At 74.1% G+C, this 12,119-nt stretch carries 10 protein-coding genes and 1 pseudogene; 10 read left to right on the top strand and 1 reads right to left on the bottom strand.

The features are described 5' to 3' along the window. Window positions 1–3: 3 nt before the first annotated feature. Complete coding sequence (locus tag ACFV4G_RS05470; RefSeq protein WP_359973862.1) at window positions 4–231, bottom strand: DUF6269 family protein; 228 nt, start codon at window positions 229–231, stop codon at window positions 4–6. A gap of 157 nt (window positions 232–388) precedes the next feature. On the opposite strand from ACFV4G_RS05470, the gene ACFV4G_RS05465 reads away from it, so the two are divergent. From ACFV4G_RS05465 to ACFV4G_RS05420, 10 genes and pseudogenes are all read left to right on the top strand, one after another. After that, window positions 389–1,864: a tryptophan 7-halogenase gene (locus tag ACFV4G_RS05465; protein WP_380436732.1), complete on the top strand. Its 1,476-nt coding sequence runs from the start codon at window positions 389–391 to the stop codon at window positions 1,862–1,864. 236 nt (window positions 1,865–2,100) lie between these two features. Next, window positions 2,101–2,388: pseudogene (locus ACFV4G_RS05460) on the top strand (hypothetical protein); the annotation flags it as partial. 169 nt (window positions 2,389–2,557) lie between these two features. Continuing rightward, a complete protein-coding gene (eccD, locus tag ACFV4G_RS05455; protein WP_380436730.1) occupies window positions 2,558–3,913 on the top strand; it encodes a type VII secretion integral membrane protein EccD in 1,356 nt (451 codons plus the stop codon). Window positions 3,914–3,955: 42 nt separating this feature from the next. Continuing rightward, window positions 3,956–5,125 carry a MinD/ParA family protein gene (locus ACFV4G_RS05450; protein WP_380436728.1) on the top strand — a complete coding sequence of 390 codons (1,170 nt, stop codon included), beginning with the start codon at window positions 3,956–3,958 and terminating at the stop codon, window positions 5,123–5,125. Window positions 5,126–5,127: 2 nt separating this feature from the next. Beyond that, the gene (gene eccCa / locus ACFV4G_RS05445) at window positions 5,128–9,102 is read left to right on the top strand and encodes a type VII secretion protein EccCa (RefSeq protein ID WP_380436726.1); all 3,975 of its coding nucleotides are present in this window, start codon (window positions 5,128–5,130) and stop codon (window positions 9,100–9,102) included. 17 nt (window positions 9,103–9,119) lie between these two features. Continuing rightward, window positions 9,120–10,538 (top strand): DUF6177 family protein, encoded by a 1,419-nt coding sequence (locus ACFV4G_RS05440; protein WP_380436723.1) that lies wholly within the window; start codon window positions 9,120–9,122, stop codon window positions 10,536–10,538. 141 nt (window positions 10,539–10,679) lie between these two features. Then, window positions 10,680–11,012, top strand: a complete 333-nt coding sequence (locus ACFV4G_RS05435; RefSeq protein ID WP_380436721.1) for a hypothetical protein — start codon at window positions 10,680–10,682, stop codon at window positions 11,010–11,012. A 109-nt stretch (window positions 11,013–11,121) separates the two neighbouring features. After that, the gene (locus ACFV4G_RS05430; RefSeq protein WP_380436719.1) at window positions 11,122–11,439 is read left to right on the top strand and encodes a pore-forming ESAT-6 family protein; all 318 of its coding nucleotides are present in this window, start codon (window positions 11,122–11,124) and stop codon (window positions 11,437–11,439) included. Window positions 11,440–11,481: 42 nt separating this feature from the next. Continuing rightward, window positions 11,482–11,916 carry a DUF6507 family protein gene (locus ACFV4G_RS05425; protein ID WP_380436717.1) on the top strand — a complete coding sequence of 145 codons (435 nt, stop codon included), beginning with the start codon at window positions 11,482–11,484 and terminating at the stop codon, window positions 11,914–11,916. Beyond that, window positions 11,913–12,119, top strand: a 207-nt coding sequence (locus ACFV4G_RS05420; RefSeq protein WP_380436715.1) for a hypothetical protein, incomplete at its 3' end; no start/stop codon positions are given. The genes ACFV4G_RS05425 and ACFV4G_RS05420, both read left to right, overlap by 4 nt.

Raw genomic sequence — 12,119 nt, 5'->3', positions numbered from 1 at the left:
CCCTCAACCGCACCCACCGGCGTGGCCCTCGTCCAGCCCGTAGGTCGCGATGTACCCGTTCTCCGCGGTGCCCCGCACGGCCAGTTCGCTCAGCGCGTCGACGTAGTCCGCCAGCAGCTCGGCCCACGGCGTCCCCCCGTCCTGCAGCAGCAGGTCCTGGTCCAGGGCCGCGCTGCGCTCGATCTCGGTCAGGACGTCCAGCGGGTGCTCGACCTTCAGTTCCTCGAACATCGTTCCCTCGTTTCCGTTCCGTCGGTGGCGTCGGGCCGTCCCCGGCCCCGCACCAACAGACTGGAACCGCCGTCTGTACCCGCCCTCCGCTCCGTCTTGCAGCACTGGTACAGATCCCCGATAGGCCCGCCATACACGGCCGTTGGACGCTCCCGCCATGACCCTCGACGCCCGCACGCCCGCCCCCGTCGACCGCATCGTCATCGCGGGCGGCACGCTCACCGCCTGGATCGCCGCGGCCCGGCTGGCCTCCGCCTTCCAGGACACCGTCCGCGTGACGGTCGTCGAGACCGCCGAACGCCCCACCGCGCAGGTCACCGCGCTCGCCCCCGCCTTCCGGCGCGACCTCCTCGACCGGCTCGGCACCCCCGAGAGCACGTGGCTGCGCGCCTGCTGCGCCTCCTTCAACGCGGCCACCCGGTACCGGGGCTGGCGCCCCGACCCGGTCTACCTGCCCAACCCCGGCGCCACCCCCAGCTGCGAAGGCTTCCCGCTCACCGACTTCTGGCAGCTGCGCCGCAGCACCGGCCACACCCTGGAACCCGTCGACCACGCGTGCTTCGTCACCCCGCCGCTGCTCGACGCCCGGAAGTCACCGCGCTGGCTCGACGGCCGCACCGCCTTCCCCCACGGCTGGCACGCCGACACCGCGATGCTCACCCACTTCCTGCGCCGCACCGCCGTCCAGACCTGCGGGGTACGACTGCACAGCGCGGAGATCCTCGGCGCCGAACGCGACCCGGCGGGCCTGGTCACCGCGCTGCACACGACCCGCGGCCGCGAGGAGGCCGACCTCTTCCTCGACTGCACCGGCCGCGCCGCCCGCCTGCTCACCGGCATCCTCGGCGAACCGTTCCGGCCCGCCGCCGACGGCCTCGTCGCCGACACGCTCGCCACCGTCACGCTCCCCCACGACAGCGCCCGCCACGGCGTCGCGCCCTACACCGCCGTCACGACCCGCCCCGAGGGCCACACCTGGCACCGCACCCTCCTCGGCCGCCGCACCACCGGCCTCGCCTACGCGAGCGGGCGCACCGGCGCCGCCGAGGCCGAACGGATCCTCGGCGCCCCGGCCGGCGCCGTCGTCACCCACACCGCCACCCCCGCGGGCCGGCTGCGCCGCAGCTGGGTCGGGAACTGCCTGGCCCTCGGCACCGCCGCCGCCAGTGCCGACCCCCTGGACGAGGACCACGCCGACACCCTCGCCCTGCTCGACCGGCTGGTGCGCGACCTCCCCTCCCGCGACGGCCGCACGACCCCGGCCGCCCGCTTCGACGCCACCGCCGCCGCCCTGCACGAGCAGGCCCTCGACCTCGCCCGGCTCCGCCGGCTCACCTCCCCCTACACGCCGCCCGTCCCGGCCCCCGACCACCTGCGCCAGGTCCTCGACGCCCACGCCGCCGGCCTCGCCCCCACCCCCGACGAGCTCCCGCTGCGCGCCCTCCTCACCGCCCTCACCCCGCACACCGCCGCCCCGCCCCCGTCCCTCGCCCACCACCCGCACGCGATCCGCACCGCCGACGACGCGTTCACCCGCATCAAGCGCCACCAGCGCACCCTGCTGGAGACCCTCCCCGACACCCACACCTACCTGACCGCCGCCGGCTCCCTCCCCACACCGGCCCTCGCCTGACTCCGTCTCCCCCTCTCCGGCCCCCTCTCCGGCCCCCACTCCGACCCCCACTCCGACCCCCGCCCGACGCCGCCTCCCCCTCTCCCCCAATCCCCCACAGCTCCCGTCCCCCTTCCCCCCATCTCCTCCCCCCGCCCCGAAGCCCCCGCCTCTTCCCCCCACCGACGGGGTGTGCTTCGGCCCGACCCATGCCTTATGTTGCACAGGCAAGACACGGGGGAGACGGCGGGCGGCGAATGGCACGGGACTACGACAGTCAGCTGCTGGAGTCGGTGGCGGTGCGTCGGCGCAGGATGCGCGACGCGCTGCTCTTCGGCGCGCAGCGGGTGCGGCGGACGGCCGACGAGCGGTTCGGGAAGGTGTTCGCGGGGATCGCGATCGCGGCCGTGCTGTGCGCCGGCTGCGTCGGGTGGTCGTTCCTGCAGACCACGCTGGCCAAGCAGAAGGCCGACCAGCAGAAGCAGCAGCAACAGTTCCAGGTGCCCCACGACTCGCCGGACCCGTCGCGCCCGCCCACGCCGTCGGTGTCCCCGTCGGCGGCCCACGCGGTGACCCCGCAGTCGGCGCCGAAGGCCGGGCCGCAGTCGACGCAGCAGGCCGCACCGACAAAGGCCGCGAAGTCCCCCGAACCGGCCCATTCGTAGAAGCATCGGCCCGAGAGGTCGCAAAGGTCGCGATGATAGGTTCCCGCAAGTGGTGAGCACAGCAACGACTTCCCCGGCCCGTCTCAGCAGGGTGACCCTGATCGGGGAGCGGCGCCGGGCCGACGTGGTCCTGCCCTCCGACACACCGATCGGCATGTTGCTCCCGGACGTGCTGCAGCTGCTCGACGACCGGGCCGCGAACCGCCCGATGACCCGCCAGCTGGTGACCCCGGACGGCTCGGCGCTGCCGCACGACAGCACCCTGGACTCCGCGGGCGTGGCCGACGGCGCCGTCCTGCGGCTGGTCCGCGCGCACTCCGCCCCGCCCGCCCCGGTCGTGCACGACGTCGTCGACCTCGTCTCCGACGACCTGGACCTGCGCGCCTGGCGCTGGCGCCCGGCCGCGCGCCGGGGCAGCGCCGGGGTCGCGACGGTGGCGTTCGCCGTGACGGCCGCCGTGCTGGCCCGGCACGAGTTCCCGCTGGCCCCGCTGGCCGGCGGACTGCTCGCGGTGGCCGCCGTGCTGCTGGCCGCCGGCGCGCTGGTGTCGAAGATCGGGGAGGGCAACCGGGGCCTGGCCACGGCGCTGCTGCTGGCCTCGGGCGGGCTCGGCATCCTCGGCGCGTGGACCGCGGCGGACGCCTACCACTGGGGGCCGCCGGTGCGGCTGGCCGCGGTGGCGGGCGCGCTCGCCGTGACCGTCGTCATGCTCGGCTTCTTCTCGCCGCTCGGCCGCGGCGGCCTGATCGGCGCTGGCGCCCTCACCGTGATCACCGCGGTGTGGGAGGCGGTGGCCGCCGTCCACACCGAACCGGCCCGGGTGGGCGCCCTGATGGCGCTGTTCTCGGTGGTGCTGCTCGGCGTCCTGCCGCGGCTCGCCCTGATGGCCTCGGGCCTGACCGCGCTGGACGACCGCCGCTCGGCCGGCGCGTCGGTCAGCCGGCACTCGGTGGGCACCGCGCTCGCGGCGACGCACCGCGGCCTCGCGCTCGCCACGATCGCGACCGCCACGTCGGCCGCCGCCGCGGGCTGGCTGCTGACGCTGGCCGCGAAGCCGACGGCCTGGACGGTGGTGCTACCGTCGCTCGTCGCCGTGGTGCTGCTGTCCCGGGCACGGGCGTTCCCGCTGGTCGCCGAGGTCGTGGCGCTGCTCGCCGCGGCCGCGGTGCTCACGGTGCGCCTGGTGGTGCTGTGGGTCGGGCACGGCGGCGGGGCAGGGGCACTGGCCGTGCTGTGCGTCGCGGCGGTGCTGCCGCTGGTCGCGCTGGCGGTGCAGCCGCCGGAGCACACCCAGGTGCGGCTGCGCCGGGTGGCCGACCTGGTGGAGTCGATCGGCATGGTGGGGCTGTTCCCGCTGGCCGTCGGGGTGTTCGGGGTGTACGGGCAACTGCTCAGCAAGTTCTGAGCCACCCGTCAGCAGGTCGGATCTGGAGGGGCAGAGGAAGTCATGTCGAACGGGGAGAACTGGCAGGGCGACGTCCTGCGCGATCTGCGGGCCCAGCTCGACGGTTCCGCGTGGGGCCCACCGCCGGCCGACGGGGCCCGCCCCGCGCCCGCGGGACCGCCGCAGGACCGGGTGCCGTACGACCAGGCGCCGCCGCAGGACCCCGCCGCGCAGCAGTACCAGCCGCCGCAGGGCCGACAGCCGTACCCGCAGCAGCCGTACGAGCAGCAGCCGCAGGTGACGACCCAGCGGACGCCGGAGTCCCGCCCCACCGTCGACGGCAGCCTGACCGCGCTCGGCCGCAAGCCGCGCGGCGGCGAGCCGTTCGCCACCCGGGCCGCGCACGCGGTGTGGAAGAACGTCTCCTCCTCCGCCTCCCGCGAGGTCGCCGAGATCACGCGGATCGCCGAGAGCCTCCAGCAGCCGGTGACCACCGGCCGCCAGATCGCCGTCACCTCGATCCGCGGCGGCGCCGGCAAGTCGACGGTCGCCGCCCTGCTCGGCACCACCTACGCCCACTACCGCCAGGACCCGGTCCTGTTCGTCGAGGCCGACACCGCGCTCGGCTCGCTGCCGATCCGGCTGGGCACCGAGACGCTGCGCTGGACCGCCAGCGACCTCGCCGAGATCGTCAAGCCGCAGATGTCGCTGCTGGACATCACCGGCTACCTGGTCCAGCTGCAGAACAACTCCTGGCTCCTGCCGGGCAGTCAGGGCCAGATCGGCGCGATGCTCGACGCCCGCGGCTACCAGCGCGTCATGGTCGCGCTGCGCCGCTACTTCGGCGTCACCGTCGTCGACTGCCAGACCCTGCCCGACGAGGTCGCCCGCGTCGCGCTCTCCGCCGCCCAGGCCCGGGTCATCACCACCCCGGCCACCCTCGACGGCATCGCCAGCACCCACGCCGTCCTGCAGTGGATGCGCGCCCTGCCCGCGCACGTCATCGCCGGGACGGTCGTCGTCGTCACCGAACTGACCCCCCACGCGGGCGTCGACGTCGAGGCGGCCGTGCGCACCCTGCGCGCCACCGGCACGGCCGTCCACGTGCTCCCGTACGACCGCCACCTCGCGGCCGGCGGCGTCATCCGGACCGACCTGCTCGCCCGCGCCACCCGGAGCACCGCCACCCGGCTCGCCGCCGACGTCTTCCAGCTCTCCCAGAAGCGCCACTGACGATGAGTACCCGACTGATCCACCGCCCGGCCCGGACGGTCCGTCCGCCGGCCGCCCCCGAGGCCCGCACCATCGAGGCCCCGCCCAACCTGCCCGAGGGCAAGGCCGGCAACATCGCGATGTCGCTGCTGCCGATGGCCGGCGTCATGTCCTCGGTCATCATGATGACCGTCGTCCGCAACAGCCAGTTCGCGGGACTCGGCGCCATCATCCTGCTGGTCACCGTCCTGGGCTCGGTCGGCCTGCTGTTCTCCCAGCGCGGCAAGGCCCAGCGCACCCGCCGCACCCAGCGCGAGGCCTACCTCACCTACCTGGAGGACCTGCGCGAGGAGCTCGCCGCCGAGGAGCGCGCCCGCGGCGACCACGCCGACGTGCTCAACCCGCCGCCCGGCGCCCTGTACGACATCGTCCGCGACCCGGCCCGGTTGTGGGAGCGCCGCCGCGTCGACGGCGACTTCCTGCGGGTCCGCGTCGGCACCGGCGAGATGCCCGTGCGCGACCTGCGGATCGGCCAGCAGGCCTCCTCCGCGATGACCCCGCCCGACCGCTTCATGCTCAACGAGGCCTCGGCGCTCACCACCCGCTTCCGCACCGGCACCGAACTCCCGCTCACCGTGCCGCTCGACCGCGTCGGCGACGTCAGCGTCATCGGCCCGCGCGAGGACTGCCTGCGGGTCGCCCGCGCCCTGCTCACCCAGAGCGCCGCCCTGCACGCGCCCGACGACGTCGCCGTCGCCCTGGCCGTGCCCGGCGAGCGCCTCCCCGACTGGGAGTGGGCCAAGTGGCTCCCCCACCTGCTCGACACCGACCAGTACGACGGCCCGGTCGCCGCCCGCCGCATCGCCCCCTCGATGCCGCAGCTGGCCCGCCAGATCGGCGCCGAACTGCGCCGCCGCGCCTCCTACGCGACCGAGGTCCGCCGCGGCCTGTCCGGCTCCGACGCGCTGTCGATGACCTCCCGGCTGCTCGTCGTGGCCGACGGGCACGGCGAGGACGCCGTCGACCTGCCGCGCCCGGACGACGCGGTCGGCCTGCGCGAGATGGGCGTCACCGTCCTGCACCTGCTGGAACGGCGCGTCCAGGAACCCGGCCAGATCGGCGTGCGGATCACGGTCGAGGGCGACCAGGTGCTCATCGAGGACCTCCGCCAGGAGCAGCCGATCAGCGCCCACGGCACCGTGGACGAGGTCGGCCCCTCCTTCGCCGAGGGCCTGGCCCGGATGCTCGCCCCGCTGCGGCTGTCCGCCGAGTCGCTCGGCGACGCCCCGCTGAGCGGCCCGGTCGAGTTCGCCGGCCTGCTCGGCATCGACGACGTCGCCCACCTCGACCTCGCCCGGCTGTGGGCCCCGCGCGGCGAACGCGCCTTCCTGCGGGTGCCGATCGGCATCAGCGACGGCCACGAGCCGGTGCTGCTCGACCTCAAGGAGTCCTCCGAGCTGGGCATGGGCCCGCACGGCCTGTGCGTCGGCGCCACCGGCTCCGGCAAGTCCGAGCTGCTGCGCAGCCTGGTGCTCGCCCTGGTGGCCACCCACCCGCCGGAGGACCTCTCGCTCGTCCTCGTCGACTACAAGGGCGGCGCGACCTTCGCCCCGTTCGCGAACCTGCCGCACGTCGCCGGCGTGATCACCAACCTGGAGAACCAGGCCGGCCTGGTCGAGCGCGTGCACGCCTCGCTCGCCGGTGAGGTCAAGCGCCGCCAGCAGGTCCTCAAGGACGCCGGGAACGTCGCCGACATCGGCTCCTACGCCGCCCTGCGGGCCGAGCGCCGGCCCGACCTCGAACCGCTGCCGCACCTGTTCGTCGTCATCGACGAGTTCGGCGAACTCCTCACCGCCAAGCCGGACTTCATCGACCTCTTCCTGTCCATCGGCCGGATCGGCCGCTCCATCGGCGTGCACCTGCTGCTCTCCAGCCAGCGCATCGAGGGCGGCAGCCTGCGCGGCCTGGACACCTACCTGTCCTACCGGCTCGGCCTGCGCACCTTCTCCGCCGACGAGTCCCGCACGGTCCTCGACACCACCGACGCCTTCCACCTCCCGCCGCTGCCCGGCTTCGGCTACCTCAAGGTCGACACCAGCCACTACGAGCGGTTCAAGGCCAGCTACGTCTCCGGCGCCTACCGCGGCCCGGTCCAGCGCGGGGACGAGGACGCCGGCCCGCTCGCCCTGGAGTACGGCGCCTTCAACACCCCGGCCAAGGCCGAGGACCAGGACGGCCCCGAGCCGGCCGCCCGCCGCCGCACCACCGGCCCGACCGAACTCGGCGTCGTCGTCGGCCAGCTGGAGAACGCCGCACCCCCGGTCCGGCGGATCTGGCTGCCGCCGCTGCCCGCCGCGATCGCGCTCGACAGCGTCGCCGGCCCGCTCGACGTCGGCCCGCGCGGCATGCAGCTCACCGGCCGGCGCGGACGCCTCCAGGTGCCGCTCGGCCTGCTCGACGACCCCACCCGGCAGTGGCAGGGCAACTGGGTCCTGGACCTGACCGTCGCCGGCGGCCACGTCGCCTTCATCGGCGGCCCGCAGTCCGGCAAGACCACCCTGCTGCGCACCCTGGTCCTGTCGCTCGCGCTCACCCACACCCCGCAGGAGGTCGGCGTCTACGGCCTCGACCTGGTCGGCGGCGGCCTCCAGGCGCTGGCCGGCCTGCCGCACGTCGGCGGCATCGCGGGCCGGGCCGACCGCGAGCGCGCGGCCCGTACGGTCGAGGAGGTCCGGGCGATGCTCACCGCCCGCGAGGACCTCTTCCGCGACCACAACATCGACTCCGTCGACCAGCTGCGCAGCCTGCACGCCGCGGGCCGGCTGCCGGAGCTCGCCTCCGCCGAGATCGTCCTGGTCATCGACGGCTTCGGCGCGCTGCGCGACGACTTCGAGGAGCTGGACGACGCCGTCCTCGACATCCTCAAGCGCGGCGGCGGCTACGGCATCCACGTCGTGGCGGGCATGCTCCGCTGGAACGACGTGCGGATCGCCGCCCAGTCGAACTTCGGCACCCGGGCCGAGCTGCGGCTCAACGACCCAAGCGAATCCAGCATCGAGCGCAAGCTCTCCGAGACCCTCTCCGCCGACGAGCCCGGCCGCGTCCTGACCGACGGGCGGCTGTTCGCCCAGGTCGCGCTGCCCCGGATCGACGGCCTCGCCGACAACGGCGAGCTCGGCACCGTCCTGGAGCAGAGCGCCAGGACCGTCCGCGCCACCTGGACCGGCGAGCTCGCCCAGCCGGTCCGCGTGCTGCCGCACGTCCTGGAGCCGCACCTGCTGCCCGGCCCGGTCGCCGAGCCGCGGCGGGTGCCGATCGGCCTGGACCAGGCGGCGCTCGCACCCGTCCTGCTCGACCTGTTCCACCACGACCAGCACCTGCTGGTCCTCGGCGACAGCGAGTGCGGCAAGTCCAACCTGCTGAAGACCGTCGCCGGCGGGCTGATCGAGCGGCACGGCGAGGACGAGATCGTGTTCGCCGTGATGGACCCGCGCCGCAGCCTGCGCGGCGTGATCCCCGAGGAGTACAACGGCGGCTACGCCTACAACGCCCGGATGTGCGCCGGCCTCGCCGCCGCCGTCGCGGGCGAGCTGGAGAAGCGGCTGCCGGACGAGAACGCGCCGCTGGAGGACCTGGAGCCGGGCCGCTGGCGCGGCGGCGGCCCGCGGATCGTGGTGCTCGTCGACGACTACGACGTCCTCACCACCGCCGGCCAGAGCCCGCTCGCGCCGTTCCTGCCGTACCTGCCCTCCGCCGCCGACATCGGACTGCACTTCGTCGTGACCCGCCGCGTCGCGGGCGCCTCGCGCGGCATGTACGAGCCGCTCGTGCAGGGCCTGCGCGAGTCCGGCGCCTCGGCGCTGGTGATGACCGGCGACCGCGGCGAGGGGCAGCTGTTCCCCGGCGTGTACGCCGCGCTGCAGCCCGCCGGGCGCGGCGTCATCGTCCGCCGGGGCCAGCCGAACCGGCTGGTCCAGACCGTGTACACGCCCGAGTAACCGAAGGACTCGACGACATGACCAAGGACGTCATCGCCCTCACCCCGCGGATGCCGGACGCCTGGACGGTGCTCGCCGGCCTCCTCTCCGGCGGCCCCGACAAGCTCCTGGACACGACGGGCGAGGGCGCGGTCGTCCAGCTCCTCGACGAGCAGGCCCGGCCGCTGGTCTCGGTCGAGGCGCCGCTGCTGGTGCAGGTCCCGGGCGAGGCCGAGCGGCTGCTGGGCGCGACCCCGCCGCGCGTGCCGTACTGGTGGACCGAGGCCCGCGCCACCACCGGCGTGCCGGACGCCGAGAAGCTCGCCGGCACCTTCGCGGCCCGCGTCGCCCACCTCGCCGACGGCACCGCGTGGCCGCGGGAGGCGACCCGCTCGCTGGCCGTCGTCGACACCGCCGGGATCACCGCCGCGCCCACCCCGGCCGCCGCGCAGCCCGCCGTCGACGTGCTGACCGAGAAGGTCGCCGTGGTCATCATGGACCGCCCGGTGGTCGCCATGACCGCCTGGCTCTCCGACGCCTTCCGGGCCGCCGCCGAGTCCAACCGCGGCCTGCAGATCGTCACCCCGGCCGGCACCACGCTGTCCCCCGCCGTCCGCGGCAACCTGCCCGGCTGGCCGTCCCGCTGGGTCGTCCAGGACGAGCGGGACGGCTACTACGACGGCCTCACCGGCGCCGTCCTGCGCTGGCAGGAGGGCATGTTCGCCACCGTGGTGAACCCGGAGGGCACCGAGGACGACCCGCGCACCCCGGTCGCCGCCTCCTACCAGGACGTCTCCGCCACCGGCGACCTCCAGCTGGCCGTCACCTTCCGCACCGCCCACCCGGCCGCCGCCCGCCTCGTCCTCGGCGGCGCCCTGGAGACCGTCTGGCGCGAACTGACCGGCGAGCCGCCGGCCGGCTGGGGCAGCGCCGAGCCCGCCAACCTGCCGTGGTCCCCGGGCCGGCTCACCGACCTCGCCTACTCCCGTGCACCCGAGCCCACCTGGTTCGTCGTCGTCGGCGGCCCCGAACGCCCCGGCCTGGCCACGCTGAAGGTCACCCGCACCAAGTCCGGCGTCGAGGAGGAGGTGACCCTCGCCTTCGGCTACGGGCCCGGCGAGGAGCCGCCGCTGGACGTCCTGCCGCGGATGGCCGAGGCACTGGTGACCCGCCACCGGCTCAAGTCGATGCTGCTCCAGCTGCGCCGCGCCCGCCGCGACCTGGCGGTGCCCGCGTACTTCGAGGGCCCCGGCGTGCCGCTGGCCTTCGTGCTCGGCGCGGAGGAGGTCCGGGCCGTCCCGGACGACCGCGCCCGCCGGACGCCGCTGTCGGCGGAGCCTGTCAGACTGGGTCCGAAGGCCCGGCCGGCCTACTACTACCCGATGCCCGGGGATCCGTCCGACCTCTCCGGGTGGACGGAATTCGAGCGTCTGGTGCGGCATTTGAAGGGTGAGTGAAGGCCTCGGCGGCGACCGGCGGCAACACGCCTGGTGGTGTGTCATACGTTGGTCACAAGCCGGGGGCCGCACCTTGCGGGCGGGATATAGGTTGATAGAAATGGACATACTTACGATTCGTCGAGCGGACGGGGGAGCGGTATGAAGTTCGACATGGGGAACCAGGCGCTGCAGACGCTGATGTCGGGGTCGAAGACCTCGAACCAGGATCTGGGTGCGCTGGTCAAGCAGCTCGTGGCGGCGGCGGAGCCGCTGGAGGGCAAGTTCAACGGTCAGGGCAAGCAGATGTTCGACAGCTTCAAGTCGCGGGCGGACGAGATCGCGAACGCGCTGAACTCGTCGCTGTCGGCGATCCTGGGCGGTCAGTCGGGCATGGAGCAGGCCTTCGGCCAGGGTGACCAGGAGCAGGGCCAGAACGCGAAGACGAACATGACGTCCGCGCGCTTCGACGCGGCGCGCTTCGGCGCCCGCTGACCGCGACCGGGTCGTCGGTTCCTTCTCTGCAGGGTGCGCTCCGCAAGGTCCTCTGCAGGTTCTTCAACGGGTTCTTCAGCAGGTTCTTCAACGGGGAGTGTGATCTGTCATGGCCGGTGGCGGGGGTTCGGACCGTCGTTCCTACGACCACGGTGCTTCGTCCGAGGCGCAGCGCAACATCCAGGGCGTGATCGGGCAGCTGGAGCAGGTGATGACCGCGCGTGACGCGCAGGTGAAGGCCGTCATGGGCGACTTCCAGGCCGACGGCGTGTCCGAGGAGTACCACGCCAAGGAGCTGCGCTGGAAGAACGTCTCCCAGGAGGTGCGCAACATCATCTCGCTGCTGCGCAAGACGCTCGAGGAGAACGACAGCACCGCGCAGCAGACGGTCGCCCGCGCCAAGACCGCGGTCGACAACATCGGCTGACACGGGCCGATCCAGTAGGCACGGACAACGGGGGAGCTCGACATGGCGGGTGACTGGGATATCCAGCCGCAGGGCGTCCAGGGCCAGTTGAAGATCGTCGGCGGACACGCCGGCGACCTCTCGACGGCGCTGAACAACCTGGTGACGGACATGCAGGCGGCAGCGCAGGCCGCCGGTACGGCGGTGCCGGGATCGCATGCGACGGTCGAGGTCCAGGGCCCGGTGCCCGTGGGCGCACCCTCGTTGTCGCACGGCGCGATGGGCCCGGTCGCGGCCGCCCTCTCGCAGTACCTGGAAGGCCGGCAGGCCGAGTTGAAGTCGATGTCGGAGCGCATCGAGGCCTGCCTGACCGGCACGGTCAAGGCCGTCAACGAGTACATCGCCGGCGACCTGACCGCCGCGAAGAACGCCCAGGACGCGGCGAAGTCCGTGGACCTCAAGGCGCTCGGCATCCAGCCGGAGGACAAGGGCAAGTGAGCGACGAGAATCCGGTGAACCCGGCCGAGGTGCCGGTCTTCACGGGCAACCTGGGCACGCTCGACGAGAAGGTCAAGTCGATTTCGACGGGCGGGGCGAAGATCGCCTCGGCCGCCGGGGACGTGCACACCAGCTTCGGCGCCCTGAGCGCGTTCTACAAGGCGCCCGAGGCCGACCAGCTGTTCGGGACGACGAAGCCGGTG

Origin of the sequence: Kitasatospora sp. NPDC059747, from assembly GCF_042732955.1 — a bacterium.
Lineage (GTDB): Bacteria > Actinomycetota > Actinomycetes > Streptomycetales > Streptomycetaceae > Kitasatospora.
This window is presented reverse-complemented; position numbering and strand designations above follow the sequence as displayed.

Coding starts and splice junctions, on each gene's coding strand:
- ACFV4G_RS05440 (WP_380436723.1), top strand. CDS start 9,120: ATGACCAAGGACGTCATCGCCCTCACCCCGCGGATGCCGGACGCCTGG.
- ACFV4G_RS05430 (WP_380436719.1), top strand. CDS start 11,122: ATGGCCGGTGGCGGGGGTTCGGACCGTCGTTCCTACGACCACGGTGCT.
- ACFV4G_RS05465 (WP_380436732.1), top strand. CDS start 389: ATGACCCTCGACGCCCGCACGCCCGCCCCCGTCGACCGCATCGTCATC.
- ACFV4G_RS05435 (WP_380436721.1), top strand. CDS start 10,680: ATGAAGTTCGACATGGGGAACCAGGCGCTGCAGACGCTGATGTCGGGG.
- ACFV4G_RS05425 (WP_380436717.1), top strand. CDS start 11,482: ATGGCGGGTGACTGGGATATCCAGCCGCAGGGCGTCCAGGGCCAGTTG.
- ACFV4G_RS05470 (WP_359973862.1), bottom strand. CDS start 231: ATGTTCGAGGAACTGAAGGTCGAGCACCCGCTGGACGTCCTGACCGAG.
- eccCa (WP_380436726.1), top strand. CDS start 5,128: ATGAGTACCCGACTGATCCACCGCCCGGCCCGGACGGTCCGTCCGCCG.
- ACFV4G_RS05450 (WP_380436728.1), top strand. CDS start 3,956: ATGTCGAACGGGGAGAACTGGCAGGGCGACGTCCTGCGCGATCTGCGG.